This is a genomic window from Hymenobacter algoricola (assembly GCF_039539525.1).
Lineage (GTDB): Bacteria > Bacteroidota > Bacteroidia > Cytophagales > Hymenobacteraceae > Hymenobacter > Hymenobacter algoricola.
Genome location: NZ_BAABDH010000034.1, coordinates 1 through 20,026, shown reverse-complemented (window position 1 = coordinate 20,026; position 20,026 = coordinate 1). Strand labels below are relative to the sequence as shown.

General features: G+C 64.3%; 20 protein-coding genes. 16 read left to right on the top strand and 4 right to left on the bottom strand.

The window, feature by feature from the left end; genetic code table 11:
• Positions 1–128 precede the first annotated feature (128 nt).
• From ABD842_RS09035 to ABD842_RS09025, 3 genes are all read left to right on the top strand, one after another.
• Positions 129–1,526: an L-lactate MFS transporter gene (locus ABD842_RS09035; protein WP_345112738.1), complete on the top strand. Its 1,398-nt coding sequence runs from the start codon at positions 129–131 to the stop codon at positions 1,524–1,526.
• A gap of 42 nt (positions 1,527–1,568) precedes the next feature.
• Positions 1,569–1,715, top strand: coding sequence for an MFS transporter small subunit (locus ABD842_RS09030; protein WP_345112736.1), 147 nt, complete (start codon positions 1,569–1,571; stop codon positions 1,713–1,715).
• Between the two features lie 114 nt (positions 1,716–1,829).
• The gene (locus ABD842_RS09025; RefSeq protein WP_345112735.1) at positions 1,830–2,276 is read left to right on the top strand and encodes a putative signal transducing protein; all 447 of its coding nucleotides are present in this window, start codon (positions 1,830–1,832) and stop codon (positions 2,274–2,276) included.
• 7 nt (positions 2,277–2,283) lie between these two features.
• On the opposite strand, the gene ABD842_RS09020 is transcribed toward ABD842_RS09025, so the two are convergent.
• Positions 2,284–3,498: a molybdopterin molybdotransferase MoeA gene (locus ABD842_RS09020; RefSeq protein WP_345112734.1), complete on the bottom strand. Its 1,215-nt coding sequence runs from the start codon at positions 3,496–3,498 to the stop codon at positions 2,284–2,286.
• 208 nt (positions 3,499–3,706) lie between these two features.
• On the opposite strand from ABD842_RS09020, the gene moaC reads away from it, so the two are divergent.
• Together moaC and ABD842_RS09010 are read left to right on the top strand one after the other, a co-directional pair.
• Complete coding sequence (moaC, locus tag ABD842_RS09015; protein WP_345112732.1) at positions 3,707–4,198, top strand: cyclic pyranopterin monophosphate synthase MoaC; 492 nt, start codon at positions 3,707–3,709, stop codon at positions 4,196–4,198.
• A complete protein-coding gene (locus ABD842_RS09010) occupies positions 4,188–5,378 on the top strand; it encodes an NTP transferase domain-containing protein (protein ID WP_345112730.1) in 1,191 nt (396 codons plus the stop codon). The genes moaC and ABD842_RS09010 overlap by 11 nt, the downstream gene beginning before the upstream one ends.
• Before the next feature lie 121 nt (positions 5,379–5,499).
• Here ABD842_RS09010 and ABD842_RS09005 read toward each other — a convergent pair whose 3' ends face one another.
• Both ABD842_RS09005 and ABD842_RS09000 read right to left on the bottom strand, forming a co-directional pair.
• Positions 5,500–5,916 (bottom strand): molybdenum cofactor biosynthesis protein MoaE, encoded by a 417-nt coding sequence (locus tag ABD842_RS09005; RefSeq protein ID WP_345112728.1) that lies wholly within the window; start codon positions 5,914–5,916, stop codon positions 5,500–5,502.
• 102 nt (positions 5,917–6,018) lie between these two features.
• Positions 6,019–6,261 (bottom strand): MoaD/ThiS family protein, encoded by a 243-nt coding sequence (locus ABD842_RS09000; protein ID WP_345112726.1) that lies wholly within the window; start codon positions 6,259–6,261, stop codon positions 6,019–6,021.
• A 127-nt stretch (positions 6,262–6,388) separates the two neighbouring features.
• Here ABD842_RS09000 and moaA point away from each other — a divergent pair, with 127 nt between their 5' ends.
• From moaA to ABD842_RS08965, 7 genes are all read left to right on the top strand, one after another.
• Positions 6,389–7,396: a GTP 3',8-cyclase MoaA gene (gene moaA, locus ABD842_RS08995; RefSeq protein ID WP_345112724.1), complete on the top strand. Its 1,008-nt coding sequence runs from the start codon at positions 6,389–6,391 to the stop codon at positions 7,394–7,396.
• Positions 7,397–7,660: 264 nt separating this feature from the next.
• Positions 7,661–7,882: a hypothetical protein gene (locus ABD842_RS08990; RefSeq protein ID WP_345112722.1), complete on the top strand. Its 222-nt coding sequence runs from the start codon at positions 7,661–7,663 to the stop codon at positions 7,880–7,882.
• A 284-nt stretch (positions 7,883–8,166) separates the two neighbouring features.
• Entirely contained in the window at positions 8,167–10,116 is a 1,950-nt protein-coding gene (locus ABD842_RS08985; protein ID WP_345112721.1) for a prenyltransferase/squalene oxidase repeat-containing protein, read from the top strand.
• A 13-nt stretch (positions 10,117–10,129) separates the two neighbouring features.
• Complete coding sequence (locus tag ABD842_RS08980; protein WP_345112720.1) at positions 10,130–11,308, top strand: site-2 protease family protein; 1,179 nt, start codon at positions 10,130–10,132, stop codon at positions 11,306–11,308.
• Positions 11,309–11,362: 54 nt separating this feature from the next.
• Positions 11,363–11,524: a hypothetical protein gene (locus ABD842_RS08975; protein ID WP_345112719.1), complete on the top strand. Its 162-nt coding sequence runs from the start codon at positions 11,363–11,365 to the stop codon at positions 11,522–11,524.
• 136 nt (positions 11,525–11,660) lie between these two features.
• On the top strand, positions 11,661–11,798 hold the full coding sequence (locus ABD842_RS08970; RefSeq protein ID WP_345112718.1) for a hypothetical protein: 138 nt from the start codon (positions 11,661–11,663) through the stop codon (positions 11,796–11,798).
• A gap of 169 nt (positions 11,799–11,967) precedes the next feature.
• Positions 11,968–13,161 carry a carboxypeptidase-like regulatory domain-containing protein gene (locus ABD842_RS08965; protein WP_345112716.1) on the top strand — a complete coding sequence of 398 codons (1,194 nt, stop codon included), beginning with the start codon at positions 11,968–11,970 and terminating at the stop codon, positions 13,159–13,161.
• Between the two features lie 44 nt (positions 13,162–13,205).
• On the opposite strand, the gene ABD842_RS08960 is transcribed toward ABD842_RS08965, so the two are convergent.
• The gene (locus ABD842_RS08960; RefSeq protein ID WP_345112714.1) at positions 13,206–14,369 is read right to left on the bottom strand and encodes a putative sulfate/molybdate transporter; all 1,164 of its coding nucleotides are present in this window, start codon (positions 14,367–14,369) and stop codon (positions 13,206–13,208) included.
• Positions 14,370–14,571: 202 nt separating this feature from the next.
• Here ABD842_RS08960 and fdhD point away from each other — a divergent pair, with 202 nt between their 5' ends.
• From fdhD to ABD842_RS08940, 4 genes are all read left to right on the top strand, one after another.
• Positions 14,572–15,468 carry a formate dehydrogenase accessory sulfurtransferase FdhD gene (fdhD, locus tag ABD842_RS08955; RefSeq protein ID WP_345112712.1) on the top strand — a complete coding sequence of 299 codons (897 nt, stop codon included), beginning with the start codon at positions 14,572–14,574 and terminating at the stop codon, positions 15,466–15,468.
• A 67-nt stretch (positions 15,469–15,535) separates the two neighbouring features.
• A complete protein-coding gene (locus tag ABD842_RS08950; RefSeq protein ID WP_345112710.1) occupies positions 15,536–15,868 on the top strand; it encodes a DUF7009 family protein in 333 nt (110 codons plus the stop codon).
• 55 nt (positions 15,869–15,923) lie between these two features.
• Positions 15,924–18,515 (top strand): FdhF/YdeP family oxidoreductase, encoded by a 2,592-nt coding sequence (locus ABD842_RS08945; RefSeq protein ID WP_345112708.1) that lies wholly within the window; start codon positions 15,924–15,926, stop codon positions 18,513–18,515.
• 302 nt (positions 18,516–18,817) lie between these two features.
• Positions 18,818–19,753 carry a hypothetical protein gene (locus tag ABD842_RS08940; protein WP_345112706.1) on the top strand — a complete coding sequence of 312 codons (936 nt, stop codon included), beginning with the start codon at positions 18,818–18,820 and terminating at the stop codon, positions 19,751–19,753.
• Positions 19,754–20,026: the final 273 nt, after the last annotated feature.

The window sequence follows — 20,026 nt, the reverse complement described above, 5'->3', positions numbered from 1 at the left end:
TTTGAGGATGGGCCGTTAAAGCGCCTATCTTCCTTACCCGCAAGTAAAATGGGGCTGGCCTTTGGCCGAACCCGGACTTTAGCTTGCCACACGCTCTTCTCTTTTCTTAAACCCACCACCAACCCTCCATGGCAGTTTCTTTACTGGACCGCAGCCGCACCATTGCGGGCCCGGGCTACAACCGCTGGTTGATTCCCCCCGCCGCCCTTGCCATTCACCTCGCCATCGGGCAGGCCTACGCTTTCAGCGTTTTCAAAAAGCCCATGGGCGCCCTTATCAGCGGCAACGTGGATGCCCCGGCGGCCACCGACTGGACCCCGGCCCAGCTCGGAGTCGTTTTCTCCATTGCCATCGTGCTGCTGGGCCTGTCAGCCGCCGTATTTGGCAAATGGCTGGAGCGCGTGGGGCCGCGCAAGGCCATGCTGGCTTCGGCCCTGTGCTTTAGCGGCGGCTTTTTCATCGGGGCGCTGGGCGTGCACCTGCACAACCTGTGGCTGGTGTACTTCGGCTACGGCTTCGTGGGCGGCATCGGACTGGGCATCGGCTACATCTCGCCGGTGAGCACGCTCATCAAGTGGTTTCCGGACCGGCCGGGCGTGGCTACCGGCATGGCCATCATGGGCTTTGGCGGCGGAGCCATGATTGGCTCCCCGCTGGCCGTGGCCCTGATGGACCACTACAAAGTCTCGGCCCCGATGGGTGTGGCGCCCACGTTCCTCACCATGGGCCTGATTTACCTGGTGTTCATGCTGTTTGGCGTGTTCACCATCCGCGTGCCGGCCGAGGGCTGGAAGCCCGCAGGCTACGTACCCGCCCCGGCCAGCAACTCCATGATTACCACCCACAACGTGGATGCCGACACGGCCATCAAAACGCCGCAGTTCTGGCTGCTCTGGGTGGTGCTGTGCATGAACGTGACGGCCGGCATCGGCGTGCTCGAAACGGCCTCCCCGCTGATTCAGGAAACCTTCTCCGATAAGTCGATGGGCGCGGGCCTGGGGGTGACGGCCGCGGCCGCCGCCGGCTTTGTGGGCCTGCTGAGCTTGTTCAACCTGCTGGGCCGCTTCTTCTGGTCGTCGGCCTCCGATAAGATGGGCCGTAAGCCCACCTACATGATCTACTTCGGCCTGGGCATCCTGCTCTACGCTCTGGTGCCTACGCTGGCCGCCAATGCTTCGCTGGCGCTGTTTGTAGTGGTTTGCTGCGTGATTCTGAGCATGTACGGCGGCGGTTTCGCCACCATCCCGGCCTACCTGCGCGACCTGTTCGGCACCATGCAGGTGGGCGCCATCCACGGCCGCCTGCTCACGGCCTGGAGCACTGCCGGCGTGCTGGGCCCGCTGATTGTCAACTACCTGCACGAAAGCCAGAAAGCCAAAGGGCTGACCGGCGCGGCGGCTTACCAGACGGTGTTCTACACCATGGCCGGGCTGCTCGTTATCGGTTTCATTGCCAACCTGCTGGTAACGGCCGTCAACTCCCGCTACCACGTGCAGGAGGCGGCCACGCCTAAGGTAGCCGCCTAGTTTTCCTTCGTTTTCGTCTTCTGCTCTTAACCCGCTTTTCTTATGGAATCCCAAAGCACCACCCCTCCCGGCGCCGACGCCACGCCGACCTCCAGCCTGCAGGTGATGCTGGCCTGGCTGTACGTGGGCGTTCCGCTGGCCTGGGGCGTCTCCCAGACGTTCATCAAGGCCCTGGCCCTGTTCCAGTAGCCCGCCGCCGGGCCGGCTGCCGGCCCCGGCTTTCTCGCCAAACAAAAGAGCATCCGGCCCCGCGCCGGATGCTCTTTTGTTTGTTACTTAGGCAGTGCGTTTCAACTCTCCCTCATGACCTCCCAGCCGCCCGAGGACCACATTGTGCTGCTCGAATCCTTTGCCGACCCCATTACGGCCCACCTGGCCAAGGGCCGCCTCGAGGCCGAGCAGATTCCCTGCTTCCTGACCAACGAGAATCTGGTGTCGCTCAACCGGCTCTACGGGCCGGCTTCGGGTGGAGTGCGCCTGCACGTGCGCCAGCAGGACGCGGCCGCCGCGGCCGAGATTCTGCGCTACGAAACCGTGCCCATGATGGCTTCGGGCCCCGAGGATGAGCCGGGGGCCGAACAGGTAAACTGCCCGAAGTGCGGCTCCCCCGACGTCGCTTTCGGCCCCGCCACCACCAACACCTACAGCTGGCCCATGCTGCTGCTCTCGATGGTGCTGGCTTACCCGCTACGCGGCAAACGCTACCACTGCTTTCACTGCCGCCACGAGTTCAAGCGCTCCGAAGCCTGAGGCCGGACTACTCCCGGAAGCGCACCAGCGGGAAAGCGTCGCCGGCGCCGAAGGTTTCCCGCTCGGCCGGCAGGCGCAGAAACCCGTCGCAGTGCAGCAGCGAGGCCAGGTCGCCGGAGCCGCCGGCCCGCTGCGGGTGGGCCAGCAGATGGCCGTAGGGCGAAGCTTCCAGCCGCACCGGCAGAAAGTGGGTCAGGCTGGGCTTAAAAACCACCGGCGCCGCCAGGATGGCCATCGGCTGGGACGGCCCGGCCGCGGGCTGCTGGCACTGCCGCAGCCAGGGCCGCACGTACTGGTAGAAGTTGACGAAGGTTGAAACCGGGTTGCCGGGCAGGGCAAACACCACCGCGCCGCCCGCCTGCTGCCCAAACCAGAACGGCTTGCCCGGCCGCTGCTGCACCTCGTGGAAGATCTGCTCCACGCCCAGCTCCCGCAGCATGCCCGGCAGAAAATCAGCCTGGCCTTTCGAGACGCCGCCGCTCAGCACCAGCGCGTCGAACCCGGCCAGCAGCGGCGGCAGCCCCCGGCGCAGAACCTGCTGGTCGTCGTTGAAGTGAAAAATCTCGGCTTCGGCCCCGGCTTCCAGCAGGGAGGCGCGCACCATGTAGGCATTGGAGCGCCGGATCTGGTGGGGCAGCGGCAGCTGGTCCAGCTCCACCAGCTCGTCGCCGGTGCTGACCACGGCCACCCGCAGCGCCCGGGCCACCTGCACCGTAACGGCGCCCACGGTAGCGGCCACGGCAATTTCGGCCGGCCCCAGCCGCACCCCGGCGGGCAGCAGCAGGTCGCCCTGCTGGCGGTCGGCCGCCTGGTGGTGCACGTTGTGGCCCGCGGCCGCGGGTGGCACCTGCACGCCGGCTATGCGCCGGCCGGCTTCTTCGTGGAAGACGATATCCTCGTAGCGCACCACCGTGTCGGTGCCGGGCGGCAGGGCGGCACCGGTCATTATCTCGATGGCCGCCCGCGGGTTTTGCAACGGCCGCGGCGGGGCGCCGGCCAGCTGGGTGGCCTCGATGACGAAATCCGTCCGGCCGCTTGTTACCGCCGCAAAGCTTAGCGCAATGCCATCCATTGCCACGCGGTGGAAGGGCGGAAAATCCCGGTCGGCATACAGCGGCGTTTGTAGCACCCGGCCGGTGGCGGCCGTGAGCCGGATGGTTTCGGACGGCAGCGGGCGGACGGTGGCCAGCACGCGGCGCGAGGCTTCTTCGACGGAAATCATGGGCGACGGAAATTTAGGGAGCAAAACCAAGAAGCGGCAAAGTACACCCGTCCGCCGTAGAGACGTACAACCTCACTTATGCGGGGTGGCAAATGGTGGCGCCGGTTCCGCCGCGCCGCGCCACCAGGCGGCAGTTCTTCCGGCAGGCTAACTCATTTCTCGCAACTTTTGCCCCGCGCTGCCGCTTTCCCGCTATACCACCTGCCCCATGTCTGACCTCTCTGCCTCCTTCACCCACCTCAACGCCGCCGGCCAGCCCGCCATGGTCGACGTGGGGGCCAAAACCGCTACCCGCCGCCTGGCCCGGGCCCGCAGCCGCGTGGTTCTCGGCGCCGAAATCCTGAAGCTGGTGCAGGCCGGCGACCTGCCCACCCGCAAAGGGCCGGTGTTTCAGACCGCCATCCTGGCCGGCATCATGGCCGCCAAGAAAACCGCCGACCTGATTCCGCTCTGCCATCCGCTGGGCCTCGACGACTGCCAGATTCAGATTGAGGTGCAGGCACCCGACGCCATTCACATCATCTGCACGGCCACCGTGACGGGCAAAACCGGCGTGGAAATGGAGGCCCTCACCGGCGCCTCCGTGGCCGCCCTGACCGTGTACGACATGTGCAAGGCTATGTCGCACGACATCGTGATTCAGGAAACCCGCCTGCTGGACAAGACCGGCGGCAAAAACGATTTCCACCATGCCGACTAACGCCGCCCCCGACCATAAGCCCCGCCCCAAGCACGCGGCGCTCACCCGGCCCGCCACGGGTGAATTCGGCCGCCACGAGCTGGCCATCCTGGGTGCGCCCTGCGGCAAGATCAAGGCGCTGGTAACGCGCCTGCTGCCGCTGCTGGCCCCCGCGCTGAGCGTAGGCTACGTGGATGCCGACCACGCCGCCGGCGACGACGCGGCCGACGGCGGCGCGGGCGGGGCCAGCCCCATCATGCTGGCCGGGGCCAGTGCTGAGCTGACCGATAAAATCAGCTTCCGCCGCGTGGATCAGCAGCGGGAGCTGGATGCCTTTTCGCAGAAGGAGCTGCTGGCCCACCAGAGCCTGGTGCTGGTCAACGGCAACCACTTCCGGGCCCAGCAGCAAATCATCATCCTCGACCCGGCCAAGCCGCTGGACCGTAAGCTCGACCGCCTCACCGACGTGCAGCTGGTGCTGCTGCCGGAGGGAGTGCGCGAGCTGCCAGCGTATCTGCTGGCGCACTTTGCCGAAAAAGGCCAGATTCCGACCCTGCTGCTGGACGATACCGAAGCCGTTGCGGCCTTCATCCGGCAGTGGTGGCAGCTGCATCAGCCGCCTCTGCGCGGCCTAGTGCTGGCCGGCGGCCGGAGCCAGCGTATGCAAACCGACAAGGGCCGGCTGCGCTACCACGGCCAGGAGCAGCGCGAATACGCCGCCAGCCTGCTGGCGGCCGTCTGCACCGACGTCCACGTTTCCTGCCGCCCCGACCAGGTGGCCGGGCTGCCCGCCGGCCTGCGGCCCCTGCCCGACCGGTTCCTGGACCTGGGTCCCATGGGCGGTATTCTGAGCGCCATGCAGCTCGACCCGAATGCGGCCTGGCTGGTGGTAGCCTGCGACCTGCCGTTTCTGTCCGAAGCCACGCTGCGCCACCTGGTACGGCACCGCCACGGCGCTAAAGTCGCCACGGCCTTTCAGAGCCCCGAAAATGAGTTTCCCGAGCCGCTGATTACGATCTGGGAGCCCCGCAGCTACGGCGTGCTGCTGCGCTTCCTGGGCCTGGGCTACTCCTGCCCCCGCAAGGCGCTCATCAACTCCGACATCGCGCTGCTGGCCGCCCCGGACCCGACGGAGCTGCGCAACATCAACACCCCGGAGGAAGCGGCGGTGGCCCGGCAGGAGCTGGGTACGGAACAATAAAAAACAACGTCATGCTGAGCGAAGCATCTCGCGGGCGGTCGTCTGGCTACTAATCCAACAACTGCCCGCGAGATTACTCGACTTCGCCCAACATGACGTTCGTATTCTCTTAAACAACCTTTTACGGATGAGCGGCCACCCATACGGAGCCGTCCTCGTACTCCTCCTTTTTCCAGATGGGCACCACCTGCTTGATGGTGTCGATGATAAACTGGCAGGCGGCAAACGAGTCGGCGCGGTGGGGCGTGGACACGGCCACGACCACGGCCACGTCGCCGATGGCAAGGCGGCCCTTGCGGTGCGTCACGGCCACCTGCCGCAGCATGGGCCACTTTTCCCGGGCCTGCTCGGCCACGCGGCGCATCTGGTGCACGGCCATCGCGTCGTAGGCTTCGTAGTCGAGGCGCACCACCCGGCGGCCGGTGCTCTGGTTGCGCACGGTGCCGATGAAGGTATTCACGGCCCCTGCGCCCTCGTCCTGCACGGAAGCCAGCACGGCCGCCACGTCGATGGGCTGGTCGGTAAGATGAATGTGCATGAAAGGAATTAAAAATTGAGAGTGAAGGATTAAAAATCAGAGCAACGACTGCCCGCTGCGGGCGGGGCCACGTTATTTTTAATTCTTCCCTTTTAAGTGACTTCAGCCACCGCTGACGGGCGGAATCAGGGCTATTTCGTCGTTTTCGCGCAGGTGGTAGTCGTCGGCAGCGTAGTCGCTGTTGACGGCCACGGCACAGCTGGTCAGCTCGCGCAGGGCGGGGTACTGCCGGCGCAGCTGGTCCATCAGGCCGGCTACCGACTGCGGGTCGGGCGTATCGAGGTGCAGCTGGGAGCTGCCCACGATTTCTTTGGCGATGCCAAAAAGAGCAATTGTCAGTTTCATTTGTTTATTCAAGCTCCGGAAGCGGGTATACGCAGGCCGGGCGGAACAGAAAGGCGAAGTTGCCGTTTTTTGTTCTGAACCCCTTTAGCCGGTGCTTACGTTGAGGCACTAATCGATTTTCCGCTCTATGTCCGTTGCTCCCCACACCCTGTTCGACAACCACGGCCGCCCGCTCGAATACGTGCGCCTGGCCGTCACGGACCGCTGCAATCTGCGCTGCTTCTACTGCATGCCCGAACAAGGTATTCAGTACATGCCCAAGCGCGACCTGCTGACGTATGAGGAGATGGAGCGGGTGGTGGCGCTGCTGGCTACGCTGGGCGTGCGCAAGGTGCGCCTCACCGGCGGGGAGCCGTTTGTACGCCGCGACCTGGTGCCCTTTATCGGCCGCCTGGCGCAGATTCCGGGCATCGACGACATCAGCCTGACCACCAACGGCGTGCTGACCGAGCCGCACATCCCGGAGCTGGTGCGCCTGGGCGTGCGGACCGTCAACCTGAGCCTCGACACCCTGGACCGGGCCCGCTTTGCCGCCATCACCCGCCGCGACGAGCTGCCCCGGGTGCTCGACACGTTTTACGCCCTGCTGGCGGCCGGCATCAAGGTCAAGATCAACGCCGTGGTGATGGACGGGCAGAACACCCAGGACCTGGTGCCCCTGGCCGAGCTCACCCGCGACCTGCCGGTGGAAGTGCGCTTTATTGAGGAAATGCCCTTCAATGGCGGCAGCCATGGCGCCATCCAGATTCCGTGGAGCCATATCCGCATCCGCGAGCATCTGGAGCAGCACCTGGGCGCGCTGACGCCCATCGTCAAGCAGCCCGGCGCCACGGCTTCGGAGTATACCATTGCCGGTCACCAGGGCGTGGTGGGCATCATTGCGGCCTACTCACGCACGTTCTGCGGCACCTGCAACCGCCTGCGCCTCACGGCCGAGGGCGGCCTGAAAACCTGCCTCTACGATCAGGGCGTGCTCGACGTGCGGGCCCTGCTGCGCGGCGACGCTACAGATGCCGCAGTAACCGCCGCTCTGGCTCACGCCTTCCGCCACCGCGCCGCCGACGGCTTCGAGGCCGAGCGGCAGCGCCCCGTACACCAGCTCAGCTTCGAGTCGATGAGCACGATTGGGGGGTAATACGGCCACTATTTTTCCCGTTGGCTGCGGCCACAGCTGCCCTGCGCACAGCTGCGGATAGGCTAGCCGTTGCTGCGTCTGGGCTTCAGGGGGCAGCGGCACCAGCACCTATGCCGGCCACCACCTCGCGCCGTGGAAAAGCGACGGAAAATCCAGTGCTTTTGGCACGTACAAGCATAGGGCCTAACCACCGGCCAACGTACCACCCTACCGGTGATGGTGGCGCCCCTGGCGCGGCTGACCAGTCCTACCATCTCTAGGCTCATGGCTGGTACTTCCATGCTGGCTACCGTCGTCGCCACGACCAGCTACGTCGTTTCTGCGCTCATTTCCGTCGTTTCTACGTTCGGCCGCACCTTTCCTGCGCTGATTGCCGCTGCTTTTACACCGGTCACCCCTGACGTTGACAGCCGCAGCTTACCCACTCCGTCACGCTGCCTGACCTGGCATACCACCCAGGGCTACGGCCCCTGCCCCCCGGGCTGACTGCAGCTACCACACCTTGTGCTACCAATTGCCCTGGCCTGCCGCCGGCGCTTTGGACGGATGCGGGGTGACAAAGACGGCTGGCGACAACGTTGGTACTGGCCAACGGGGCATTGGTGTATTAATATTTCAGCGCAGCGGCCTAGGCGCTAACCTTGGAACATGGTAGCGGAGTCAGCCTCCCGCCCGGCACTAGCACTCCAACAGTTTGCCGGCCCCGCTCCCTCTTTCGACCCCAGGTTTACCTCGGCTGGCCCCACCGGTCGCCACTACGCCCCGCACCCATGGAATCCATCAAACAGTTTATTGCTGCCCTGGCCATCGATGCGGAGCTGAAAGCCGAGCTGGCGGCCGACCAGTTGCTGCAGAAGCACGGCCTCTACCTGCGGCTGGCCCGCTACCTGGCCCCTGCTTTCCCCCCGCTGCCGGCCACCGTGCTGGGCAACCTGACGGGCTACAGCTACGTCTACTTCCGCTTCCTGCTGGGCCTCGACTCCCTGCTCGACAGCCAGAGCACCAGTGGAGTCCGCTCGGCCCAGCGCCTGTTTTCCAGCCTCGAAATGCACGAGCAGGCAGTGCGCGGGCTGGGGCAGCTCTTCCCGACCATCGACGAATTCTGGCCCGCTTTCGGGCAGTGCAAGCAGGAGTATGCCGCCGCTAACCTGCGCGAAAAGCACTTGTCGGCGCTGCGCACCGACATTACGGAAACCCAGTTCGAGGAAATTGCCGCGGGCAAATCCGCCGTGTGCTACGCCATGGTGCACGCCTTGAGCAGCCTGAGTGGCAGCACGGCGCCCGTGGCCGAGCTGCGGCGCTGCCTGCAGCACCTGCACGTTGCCCTGCAGTACCTCGACGATGTGGAGGACTTCCGCCAGGACTGGCAGCAGGGCCAGTACACCTACGCCCACTACCTGGTCGAAAGCCACCTTCGCGCTGGCGGCCTGGCCGTCGGGGAACTGGCGCTGGCGGCCCGGCACCGGCACCTCTACACCTCGGGGGTGGCCCAGCTGCTGCTGCAGCGCGGCCACGACCACTACGCCCACAGCCTCGCCATTGCCGACGCCCTGGGCCTGCCCGAGCTGGGCCGCTACCTGCAGCAGCAGCTCGTGAAGTGCCAGAGCTACCAGCAGGACGTAGACCGGCTCCTGCAGAAAACCCGCATCAAAGCCGGCAAAAGCTTTACTCCGCTCTACCCCGAGCTGCCGCCGGCTTCGCCCCAGGTGTTGCAGACGGCGGTACAGAAGGGCCTGCAGCACCTGCGGCTCAGCCGCGACGCCCAGGGCTGCTGGACGGACTTTATGACCAGCGCCGGGCAAAGCAAGCTTTGGGTAACGGCCTACGCCGGCCTGCAGCTGGCAGAAATAAAGGAAGGTCAGCGCATTGCCCACGATGCCTTCGATGCCTCGGCGTTTCTGCCCGCATCCTACAACGAAAGCATCATGCAGGACGGCGACTCCACCAACTTCAGCATGGGCCTCAGCCGCAAAGTATGGGGCGAAACCACGCCCCAGCAGCTGCAGACCTGGCTGGCCTTTATGGACGCGGATGGGGGCTGGGTCACTTACCGCAACGGCGCTCAGCTGCGCCAGCGCCTGGAGCTACCGGCCCATGTGCGCGTAGATGCCTGGCTGACGCCCAAGCTGTGCGTGACGGCCGCCGCCGCCTACGTGCTGGCCCTCTACCAAGAGCTTACGCCCCAGTATGAAGCCAGCTGCGCCTACCTGGTCCGGCACCAGCACGCCGACGGCTCTTGGGAATCATACTGGTGGACCAGCTCAATCTACGCCACGGCCTTTGCCGTGCTGGCTCTGGCCCGGCGGCCCGAGCACGAGGGCGCCTGCGAAGCCGCCCGGCAGTGGCTGGCCGCCCGGCAGGCTCCCACCGGCGCCTGGCACGACGACACCCCGGGTGCCCAGCCCAGCGCTTTCTTCACTGCCCTGGCCCTCAAGGCGCTGCTGACCGACCCGACTGAACGCTACGCCGCGGCCACCGAGCAGGGCGCCAGCTGGCTGCTGGGCCACCAGACCAGCGACGGCAGCTGGATTCCCTCACGCATCCTGCGCATTCCGGCCACCGATGTGCACGAGCCCCAGACTGTAAAGCACTGGCGGGCCAGCTCCTTTGGGGTGAATGTGCTGGTAGACGACCACAACCGCATCTTCACGACCAGCACGGCGCTTAATGCCCTGAGTGTCTTTGCCAAAACGCGGGCCCTGACGCCGGCTTACTGCTAAGCCCGTGCGCCCCATGCTCCTGCTCCCCGACCTCCGCCTCAGCCGCTTCGACAGCCACCGCTGGGTGCTAAACACTCCTACGGGCCACAACCTGCTGGTAAACACGGCCACCGCCCGGCTCTTTGAATTGCTGCAAACAACCGCCACCCTGGAGCTGGCCCGCGCCGGCTTCAACCAAGAGTTTGGCCTAGCCCTGCTGCCTGCGGAGTTTGAGGCGTTGGTCTACAGCCGCTTCGGCGGCTACGGCCTGCTGACTCAAGATCAGGAGGAAGCCCGCTCCACGCCGCCGAGTGCCATCAAGCTGCAGGTGGAGCTGCTCTCGGCCCGCGCCGCCGGCCTGTGCGCGGCCCCGCTCCGGGCCCTGTACGCGCCACGGGTATTCTGGGCAGCTTTTGCCGGCCTGCTGCTGTTTCTGCTGGCGGTGTACCTGCACTTCCCCCGCCTGGCAGCACCTTCCCGCGCCGACTTTGGGGTAGCTATTCCTCTTATCTACGCCTCCATCTTCGTGCACGAGTTCGGGCACATTGCGGCCTGCCGGCGCTTTGGCGTGCGGCACGGTGGTATCGGCTTTGGCTTCTACTTGTTCGTGTTTCCGGTGCTGTATGCCGACGTCACCAATATCTGGCAGGCCAGCCGGCAGCGGCGCATCATCACCAACCTGGGCGGCATCTTCAGCCAGCTGCTCTACGCCAGCCTGCTGGCTGTCGGCTACCTGGTCGTGGCCTACCCGCCGCTGCTGGTAGCCGCCCTGGCCTGCGCCGCCCTGGCCCTGTGGCAGTTCAACCCGTTCATCCGACGCGACGGGTACTGGCTGCTTTCGGACCTGACGAATACGCCCAACCTGCTGGCCAAGGCCGCGCACACCACCCGGGAAGGACTTTCGTGGCAGGGGCTGCGGCGCCTGGTACGCAGCCGGGGCCGGGTACTGCTCAGCCGCCGCATCTTCCTCTTCGCCTACGGGGTGGCCAACGCATCGCTGTTCGCGGTTTTTGCCGCCTACACCGTGCTTCGCTACGGCCCCCAGCTGCTTGACTTCCCCCGCCTGGTGTTCCAGCTGCTCCGCAACCTGGCCGCCGGCTCCCCGGCCCTGGCCGAAGTCAGCCAGGTCCCGCTGATCGTCTGCACCTTTTACCTGATGCTGATCCGCTACCTGCTGGTGTTGAGCCGCTGGCGGCCGGCGCAGGCCACCTGAGCAAAGCTTTTTCTCTCGTCTTTCCCCTGGTCACCCTTCTAACCAACCCCCGTTATGATCCAGCGCCTCAAGCCCCAGACTACCCCCGCTGCCGCGGACCTCACCGCCCTGTTCGAAGTCGAAGAGCTGGAGCAGCGCCTCGAAAATGAAGGCTGGGATATTCACGTGGGCCCCGGCGGCGTCGTGGTCGATTACCCCTACGACATTCCCGTCTGATAACCGCTGCCCAGGGCGCGGAGCTACGTAGTGCCCGGCCCCGGAGCAGCCCCCAAACCTGCCGTGAGTTTTAAGCGAGTGAGCTTACGGCGGTTCTTTTTCACTCGCACATTCAAACCCTTTTTTCTTTTTTACCATGGAAAATTTTAGCAACGCCCAAGCCCGCACCACCGAAGTGGAGCTGACGAATCTGTTCGAAGTAGAGGAGCTGGAGCAGCGCCTCGAAAACGGCGAGTGGGTCATCGTAATCGGTGACACGGAAATCCCGCTGTAGGCTACCGGAAACCCCAGCCGCTACCCGGCGCTTTGGTTTGCCAGGTCCGGGTAGCGGGTGAGTTACCCAGCCGATATAAGTCAGTCCGGCCGCGCCGCAGCGGCAACTCCGGGCTGGCTTATATCCTTTTACCAACCTGACGTTTTCGGCGCCCCGCGCTCCCCTGCTTATGACCTTCCGATCCTATTTTCTTCTGTTGCTGCTATTGGCCGGCAGCCGGGGCCTGCGGGCCCAGCAGCGGCTCACGGGCAAGATAACCGACGCCGCCACCGGCCAGCCGGTCGCCTACGCCAGCGTGGTGGTCGCCGCCAGCTCCCAGGGCACGACCAGCAATGCCGAAGGCGAGTTTGAGCTGCCGGCCCTGCGCCTGCCCGCCCGGCTGATCGTATCGGCCCTGACGCACGTGCGCGACACGGTAGCCGTGGCCGCGGGCGGGCCGCTCAGCATCCGCTTGCTGCCCGCCACCGTGCTGCTGCCCGACGTGACTACGGGAAGCTACACCGCCGAGCTGCTGAAGAAAGCCTACCGGCAGCTGCACCGCTCTTACCCCCAGAAAACCTACGCCCACGCCTTCTACCGGCAAATTACCCGCCTCGACGGCGCCGCCACGGAGGTGCAGGAAATGATCTGGGACGCTAAAACCAGCAGTGCGGGGGTAGAAGGCACCGCCCTGGCGCAGGCCCGCTACGCGGAAAAAGAGGCGTTGGTCAACTTCAAGAACTTCTCCTTTTTCACCAAAGCCTACAGCCTCTACGACACCAAGGCCGACAGCAGCGCCTCCACGGCAGTGGTGAGCCTGAACACGGCCCGCAACTACACGCTCAGCGTACTGGGCGTAACCCAGGATGGCCCCCGGCAGCTGGTCGAAATCGGGTTTGTGAGCAAGCCCGACGTAAATCCGCACAACTACCGGGGCCGCCTGACCATCGACGAAGCCTCGGGGCAGATTCTGCGCTTCCAGCTAACCACGCCGGATTCCCGCTCCAGGTCGAACAACCCAATGTTTAAGCTCCAGAATCCGGCTACCACGTTTGAGCTGGTATTTGAGTTTAACCCCACCGGAGCGGCCCGCCTGAGCTACGTTCATATCGGCTACCAGACCGCCCTGACCCGGCCCTTCCGCGATGCAGTGCAGGTGCAGACGTCCTCCTTCACCTACTTCTACGACGGGCAGACCACCCCCGCCAGCGCCACCTACGCCCCCGCCAGCGCAACCCAGGCCGACTTGGCCACCATCAAGAAAACCACTTACAACGCGGCGCAGTGGCAGAACAACCCGGCAGTGAAGCGCACCCCGCTGGAAGAAGAAGTTATCCGCTCCTTCGAGCAAAAGGGTGCCTTCGGCACCCTGCTTTCCCACTAGCGCCCTGGAGAAGGCTCTAGCGCGTTTACGCTGCTTTGCCGCCGCTACTTGCCCAGCCCCACCCAGCCGCGCTGCATAGCGTAGTACCCCGCGGTGCCCACCACCAGGCCCACCAGGTAGCCGTAGGGCAGCCCGGCGCACAGCAGGCCCACGAGCAGCGCCACGGTCAGGTCGGCTTTACTGGTGATGATGTCGCGGAGCAGGGCGGCCAGCGTCAGGGCCTCGAAGAGCAGCAGCACGCCCAGCACCGGAAGAGGAAAAATCTGGACCACTTCGGCGAAGCCCTGGCTGAAAAACAGGCCCAGGACCAGAAACAGCGCCCCGTAGAGTACCACCGAGCCGCCCGTACGGGCCCCGAAAGCGTAGTGCCCCACCAGCCCGCCCGAGCCGTGGCAAACCGGAAAGCCCCCGAAGAACGGGGCCACCAGGTTCATGCAGGCGTAGGTAAAGCTGATCTGCCGCACCGTAATCTTGCGCTCCGGAAAGTGGTCGGCCAGCACCTGCCTGGTGGCCAGAATGGAGTTGCCGAGCGACAATGGAATCTGGGGCAGGGCCAGCAGCAGGGCGCCGGTCAGGATATCGGCGCGCTGCGGGATGTGGAAGCCGGGCAGGTGCAGGCCCACCGCGCGCTGGGCCGTAGCCAGGTCGAGCTTGAAGATGAGGGCATAGGCTACGCCCAGGGCAATGACGATGAGGGCGGCAGGCCAGCGGCGGTTGCCGAGCAGCACCACCGTAATCAGAAAGGCCGCGGCGGCCAGGGCAAAGCCGGGCAGGCCGTCGGCGGGCACGTACTCTTTCAGCGCCAGCGTGGCCAGCTGCAGGGCCAGCCCGAACTGAATACCCCGAATCACGGGCTTAGGAATCAGCCGGGCCAGGGCGTCGATAAGGCCGGTGGCCGCCAGCACCAGCATGCTGAGGCCAATGGCCAGGCCGCCCCCGAAGATGATGCGGCCGGGAATTTTCTGGGCAATAACGAGGGCGGCAAAGGCCTTGAGCGGCTGCACCGGCATGGGCATACCGTACCACAGCCCCGAAAACACCTGCAGCAGCCCAAACACTACCAACACCCCGGCGCTGTCGAGGCCGGAGGCGGCAATAATACCGATGAGCAGGGGCAGGTCGGTGCCCAGGTCGCCGAAAGCGCCGGCCAGCTCGTTGCGGTCGAAGCGGATACGAGGATGGGCGGCGGGAGAAGCGGTAAGCGGCACGGGCAATGGGCACTACTGGTGGAAGGGCAAAAGAAAAAGGCACCGCCGGCCAAGGCAGCAGTCCGGCATCTACGGGGTTGGCCCGGCAATCATACCACCCGGCGCAGTTGAGCCCGGTGGCAAGCCGTGCTTAAACTTACGGCTTACGCCGAAAGTTTAACGTAAGCTTAGCCGTTTCCCGCCCCTGCCTCTTTGCCTGCCGATGCCGACCCCACCCGTTTTTCTGCCCCCGACCAGCTACGAGTACACCTCTGTACAGAAAGTAGCCGGCACCCGCGCCGAGGAAGCTACCGACGTGCTGGCCGCCGAGGAGCCGCTCGAAATCCGCCTGGGCTACGGGCCGGCCGGGCAGCGGGAGCACCGCACGCTGTCCATCACCATGCGCACCCCCGGCCACGACTTCGAGCTGACGGCCGGCTTCCTGCTCACTGAGGGCATCATCCGCAGCCGGGCCGACCTGACGGGCATCCTCTACTGTCCCGATGTGGAGAAGGACGAGGAGCGCGAAAACGTGGTGCGCGCCGAGCTGACCGCGGGTCTGAGCATGGACCTGCCCCGCCTGGAGCGGCACTTCTACACCAGCAGCAGCTGCGGAGTGTGCGGCAAAACCAGCATCGACGCCGTGCACGCCGCTTCCTGCCCCGTGCTGCCCCCCGACGGCCCCTACGTGGACGCGGCCGTGATTCATGAGCTGCCGGCCCGGCAGCGGGCGGCCCAGGCGCTGTTTGAGCAAACCGGCGGCCTGCACGCGGCGGCGCTGTTTTCGCCGGCGGGCGAGCTGCTGCTGCTGCGCGAAGACGTGGGTCGCCACAACGCCCTGGACAAGGTAATCGGGGCGGCGCTGCTGGCCGGCCAGCTGCCGTTGCACGACACGCTACTCCTGGTGAGTGGCCGGGCCAGCTTCGAGCTGGTGCAGAAAGCCGCCGTAGCGGGCATTCCGGTGCTGGCTGCGGTGGGCGCCCCCAGCTCCCTGGCCGTTTCCGCCGCCCACGATTTTGGCATGACGCTCTGCGGCTTCGTGCGGCAGCAGCGCTTCAACATCTACAGCCATCCCCGGAGAATTATTTTCCCGGATGAACCCACACCCACCCAGCAGTAAGCGGGGCCCCGGCGGTTGTCCCACCTGAACGAAATCTGCGTGACAATCTGCGTAAATCTGTGCTACTATGAAGCTTCGCCTTGAAGACAACACCCTGCGCCTGCGCCTCTCGGCGGCAGACCTGACCGAGTTCAGCCGGGCCGGGCGCCTGGAAACCGTACTACTGCTGGGGCTGGCGGCCACCGACACGCTGACCTATGCCCTGGTCCGCGCCGCCGACCTGGCAGGCTCGGAGCCTCAGCTCATCTATGCCCCCGGCCACATCACCATTGCCCTGCCCGCCCCGCTTGCCGACGCCTGGACCAGCACCGAAACCATCAGTCTGCGGGGACAGTTACCAGTTGCTGGCAACCAAGTGCTGCATATTCTGGTAGAAAAGGATTTAGACTGCAAGCATTAAGCGTCCCGTTCTCTGGTTTTGCTAATTCCTCCCCACCGCCATTTTTTCCCACGTCATGGAAGATTCCCCCGTCACTGATCCTAGCAAAGCCGGCAAGCAGCACGAGCAGGCGGCCAGCAATGCCCCCAAAAGCGGTGAGCGGCCCGACCAGGGCTCCGCGCCCGCCGCCGATTACGAGATTCCCAACGCCGACAAGCCTACCAAATCCAGCCACGAAGCCAGCGCCAACGTGCCCCAGCAGCATATTCCCGCCCCCGAAACGGCTAACGCCAAATACCTGTTCCCCATCCTGGCTCAGCCCCCCGAGGCCCTGACCGGCCTGCGGCTGGAAGAGCGGTCCAAAGTGGCCGCGGGCGTTACGGCCGTTATCAAGTCCATGCAGTTCAGCTGGGCCGAAGGCGGCGTAGGCCGCGGCTCCAAGGCCCTGCTCGGCATGAACCAGAAAGACGGCTTCGACTGCTCCAGCTGCGCCTGGCCCGACCCCGACAACCACCGCTCCGTGGCCGAGTTCTGCGAAAACGGCGCGAAAGCCACCGCCTCCGACGCCGACGACAAAGCCGCGGGTCCCGAGTTCTTCGCTCAGCACAGCCTGGCCCAGCTCTCCCGCATGACCGACCGGGACCAGAACAACGCCGGCCGCCTCACCCACCCCATGGTCATGCGCCCCGGCGACAACCACTACTCCCCCATCGGGTGGCCCGCCGCGTTCCAGATTATCGCCGATGAGCTGAATGCGCTCAAGTCGCCCGACGAGGCTACGTTCTACACCTCGGGCAAAGTGCCCAACGAGCCGGCCTTCCTGTTTCAGCTGTTCGTGCGCCAGTTTGGCACCAACAACCTGCCCGACTGCTCCAATATGTGCCACGAGAGCAGCGGCTCGGCGCTTAGCCCTACGCTGGGCCTGGGCAAAGGCTCCGTCACGCTCAACGATATTCACGAGGCCGAAGTCATCCTTATCATCGGCCAGAACCCCGGCACCAACCACCCGCGCATGCTCACGGCCCTGCAGAAGGCCAAGCGCAACGGGGCCAAAATCATCAGCGTCAACCCCCTGATTGAAGCCGGCCTCGTCGCGTTCAAGAATCCCCAGGATTTCATGAACCCGCTGCGGGCCCTGGGCGCCCTGATGGGCGACGGCACCCAGATTACCGACCTGTACCTACAAGTGCGGGTGAATGGCGACATGGCCCTGCTGCGCGGCATCATGAAGCACTTGTTTGAGGCCGAAGACCTGAATCCGGGCCAGGTTGTTGACCGCGCTTTCGTTGCGGAGCACACCACCGGCTTCGAATCCTTCGAGCAGAACATCCGCAGCACTTCCTGGGCAGATATCGAGGAGCAGAGCGGCGTTTCGCGGGCGCAGCTGCTGGAAGCCGCCAACATCATCGCCACCAAGCAGAAGATCATCACCTGCTGGGCCATGGGCGTCACGCAGCAGCGCGACGGCGTGCAGACCATCCAGGAAATCGTGAACCTGCAGCTCATGAAGGGCGCCATCGGCAAGCCCGGTGCCGGCACCTGCCCCGTGCGCGGCCACTCCAACGTGCAGGGCGACCGGACGATGGGCATCTGGGAGCGGGTGCATTCCGGCTTTCTCGATGCGCTGGAAAAGGAGTTCACCTTCACCGCGCCCCGCGAAGACGGTCTCGACGTGGTGGAAACCATCAAAGGCATGGTCGATGGCCGCATTAAGGTCTACTTCGGCCTGGGCGGCAACCTGCTGGCGGCCGGCCCCGACACCGAGCTGATTGCCGATGGTATGCGCAAGCAGAACCTGACCGTGTTCGTGGGCACCAAGCTCAACCGCGGCCACCTCGTCACCGGCAAAACCAGCCTGCTGCTGCCCTGCTTCACCCACGCCGACATCGACATGCAGCGCTCCGGCCAGCAAATGACCTCCTGCGAAAACTCGATGGGCGTAGTCAGCCAGAACAAAGGGGTTCTTGTGCCGCTGGCCGGTCAGATGATGAGCGAAGTAGCCATCATCAGCGGCATGGCCATTGCCACCCTCGGCCAGAAAACCAACATCGCCAACTGGGTAGCCATGACCGAAAGCTACGACGTCATCCGCGACCATATCAGCCGCGTGATTCCGGGTTTCGAGAACTTCAACGAGAAGCTGCGCCGCCCCGGCGGGTTCTACCTGCCCAACGGCCCCCGGGAGCGGAAGTTCACAACCAAAAACGGCAAGGCCAACTTCACTACCACGGAGCTCCCCGAGCACACCCTGCAGCCCGACCAGCTGGTGCTGATGACCGTGCGCAGCCACGACCAGTTCAACACCACCATCTACGAATACAACGACCGGTACCGGGGCATTCACGGTGAGCGGCGGGTGCTGTTTATGAACGTGCAGGACATGGCCACCCGCGGCATCAAGGCCAAGGACCTGATCGACATCACCAGCCACTTCCAGGGCGACCAGCGCACGGTGGAGAAGTTCGTGGCCGTGCCCTACGACATCCCGAAGGGCAACGTCTGCGCCTACTTCCCCGAGGCCAACCCCCTGGTACCCATTGCCAGCGTGGCCAAAGTAAGCAACACGCCTACGTCCAAGTACGTAGTGGTGACGGTGGTGCCCACCAAAACCGCCAACGCTACCCAGGAAGAGCTGGAAGCCCGGGTGAAGGCCCGGGAGCTGGCTTAACGTGGCCTTGTAATGACGAAGGACATTCCGCGCATCGAGCGGCATCCATCCGTCGTCTGAAATGTAGAAATTGCTTTTTCAGCCGAAAGCCCTGATGTATGCGTTACGTCAGGGCTTTTCTGCTTACAAGGGGGCCTCTCAGAAAACGGAGGATGTAGCACGCTAAGGCTCAGGAAGCGACCTTTAAGGCCGTTGTTTTACGTGTTGCAGACGACCGTTTGCAACACGTTATAAGCTCTACCACTTTTTTGGATGGTCGTTGATAGTGCGGTACGAATGGGAACGACAGCGTATTTTGTCGCATGAATCTCCCGCGCTCTTTTCTGCTTCTCGGGGCGTTATTGGCTTCTTTCGGCACTTGGGGCCAAGCCCTCTCGCCTAACAGTCAAATTGCTGCCTTGACCACCGATACGCAGGTGCAGGCTTTGGTCCGACCGTTCGGGTGGGAATTTGAAGAACTCGTGCTCGGGGACTCCGCTCGCTCAGTCTATCAACCGTACGCCCGTACGGCTTTCCGGTGGCAGGGAAAGACGTGGTACCGGGCTGATTTAGATGGCAACGGTTGGCTGGATTTGTTGGTCGTGGGCCGACGCCGAGACATCCCTTTCGTCTTTTGCGTGCTGGATTCTGGCAACAACCGGCTGCACGTCGTGCGCAATTTTTACAGCGCACTTGACGAGCGCCAGCCCATGGCCCGCGTAGTGCAAAAACGAGGAAAGTCGATGCTTTGCTATACATCCTTTGCCCGCCGTCGGGGTGCATCGGGCGAATTGACGGGCCGCCGAACCCTGCTGCTGACTTACAAAGGCGGTGGATTTATTCCTTACGAGCAACGTCCGACGGCCCACCGCATCCGGAGCATTACCTACACCTCCCGCCTGTATTATCACGGGCAGCACGACATCCAGGTGGCCATCGATTCCACGGGCTTGGCCCGCTACTCCTCCCGTAGTGGCGCAGCGGACGATACCACCGCGTCCGCGAGGTACGGGCAGCGGCAGTTACGCCCGACCCAGCAGGCCGAAGTGGCAGACCTGTTGAATTACGTGCGGTTTGCGTCTTGTTCAACCCGGTACGGAACGGGCAATGAGAATCACCGACCCCGCGTCACCCTGCTGGTGACGTACGAAGAGGGCACTAAGACCATTCGCGGCACGAGTGGAGGTGGGACGCTTGGTCTGGCGCAGGTGTACGAGTGGTTGGAAGCACTAGCGGTGCCCCCAACGGGAGCAAAATAACTAAAGTGCCAAAATCAAGGGTTGGGATGGTGGGGGTAAAAATGGCACCGATTCCAAGACGCGGGCTATAACACCGATTATGTTAAGAAATTTTTTCGAAAATAAGACATGATTAACTTCCTGCGCTGTCACTTCAGGAATGCTATTTCATCCAGTGGCTCAACGTGCTATAGCGGATTCGTGAACGGTGTGGCCAGTGGTTAAGTGGTCTGTGTATGGTAGCCGCAGTGGTCGAACCAGTTTTTGGCATCCTGGCTGGTAATCCAGTCGATG

Excerpts from the sequence above, each read along its gene's own strand:
- ABD842_RS09035 (WP_345112738.1), top strand. The coding sequence starts at position 129 with ATGGCAGTTTCTTTACTGGACCGCAGCCGCACCATTGCGGGCCCGGGC.
- ABD842_RS09030 (WP_345112736.1), top strand. The coding sequence starts at position 1,569 with ATGGAATCCCAAAGCACCACCCCTCCCGGCGCCGACGCCACGCCGACC.
- ABD842_RS09025 (WP_345112735.1), top strand. The coding sequence starts at position 1,830 with ATGACCTCCCAGCCGCCCGAGGACCACATTGTGCTGCTCGAATCCTTT.
- ABD842_RS09020 (WP_345112734.1), bottom strand. The coding sequence starts at position 3,498 with ATGATTTCCGTCGAAGAAGCCTCGCGCCGCGTGCTGGCCACCGTCCGC.
- moaC (WP_345112732.1), top strand. The coding sequence starts at position 3,707 with ATGTCTGACCTCTCTGCCTCCTTCACCCACCTCAACGCCGCCGGCCAG.
- ABD842_RS09010 (WP_345112730.1), top strand. The coding sequence starts at position 4,188 with ATGCCGACTAACGCCGCCCCCGACCATAAGCCCCGCCCCAAGCACGCG.
- ABD842_RS09005 (WP_345112728.1), bottom strand. The coding sequence starts at position 5,916 with ATGCACATTCATCTTACCGACCAGCCCATCGACGTGGCGGCCGTGCTG.
- ABD842_RS09000 (WP_345112726.1), bottom strand. The coding sequence starts at position 6,261 with ATGAAACTGACAATTGCTCTTTTTGGCATCGCCAAAGAAATCGTGGGC.
- moaA (WP_345112724.1), top strand. The coding sequence starts at position 6,389 with ATGTCCGTTGCTCCCCACACCCTGTTCGACAACCACGGCCGCCCGCTC.
- ABD842_RS08990 (WP_345112722.1), top strand. The coding sequence starts at position 7,661 with ATGGCTGGTACTTCCATGCTGGCTACCGTCGTCGCCACGACCAGCTAC.
- ABD842_RS08985 (WP_345112721.1), top strand. The coding sequence starts at position 8,167 with ATGGAATCCATCAAACAGTTTATTGCTGCCCTGGCCATCGATGCGGAG.
- ABD842_RS08980 (WP_345112720.1), top strand. The coding sequence starts at position 10,130 with ATGCTCCTGCTCCCCGACCTCCGCCTCAGCCGCTTCGACAGCCACCGC.
- ABD842_RS08975 (WP_345112719.1), top strand. The coding sequence starts at position 11,363 with ATGATCCAGCGCCTCAAGCCCCAGACTACCCCCGCTGCCGCGGACCTC.
- ABD842_RS08970 (WP_345112718.1), top strand. The coding sequence starts at position 11,661 with ATGGAAAATTTTAGCAACGCCCAAGCCCGCACCACCGAAGTGGAGCTG.
- ABD842_RS08965 (WP_345112716.1), top strand. The coding sequence starts at position 11,968 with ATGACCTTCCGATCCTATTTTCTTCTGTTGCTGCTATTGGCCGGCAGC.
- fdhD (WP_345112712.1), top strand. The coding sequence starts at position 14,572 with ATGCCGACCCCACCCGTTTTTCTGCCCCCGACCAGCTACGAGTACACC.
- ABD842_RS08950 (WP_345112710.1), top strand. The coding sequence starts at position 15,536 with ATGAAGCTTCGCCTTGAAGACAACACCCTGCGCCTGCGCCTCTCGGCG.
- ABD842_RS08945 (WP_345112708.1), top strand. The coding sequence starts at position 15,924 with ATGGAAGATTCCCCCGTCACTGATCCTAGCAAAGCCGGCAAGCAGCAC.
- ABD842_RS08940 (WP_345112706.1), top strand. The coding sequence starts at position 18,818 with ATGAATCTCCCGCGCTCTTTTCTGCTTCTCGGGGCGTTATTGGCTTCT.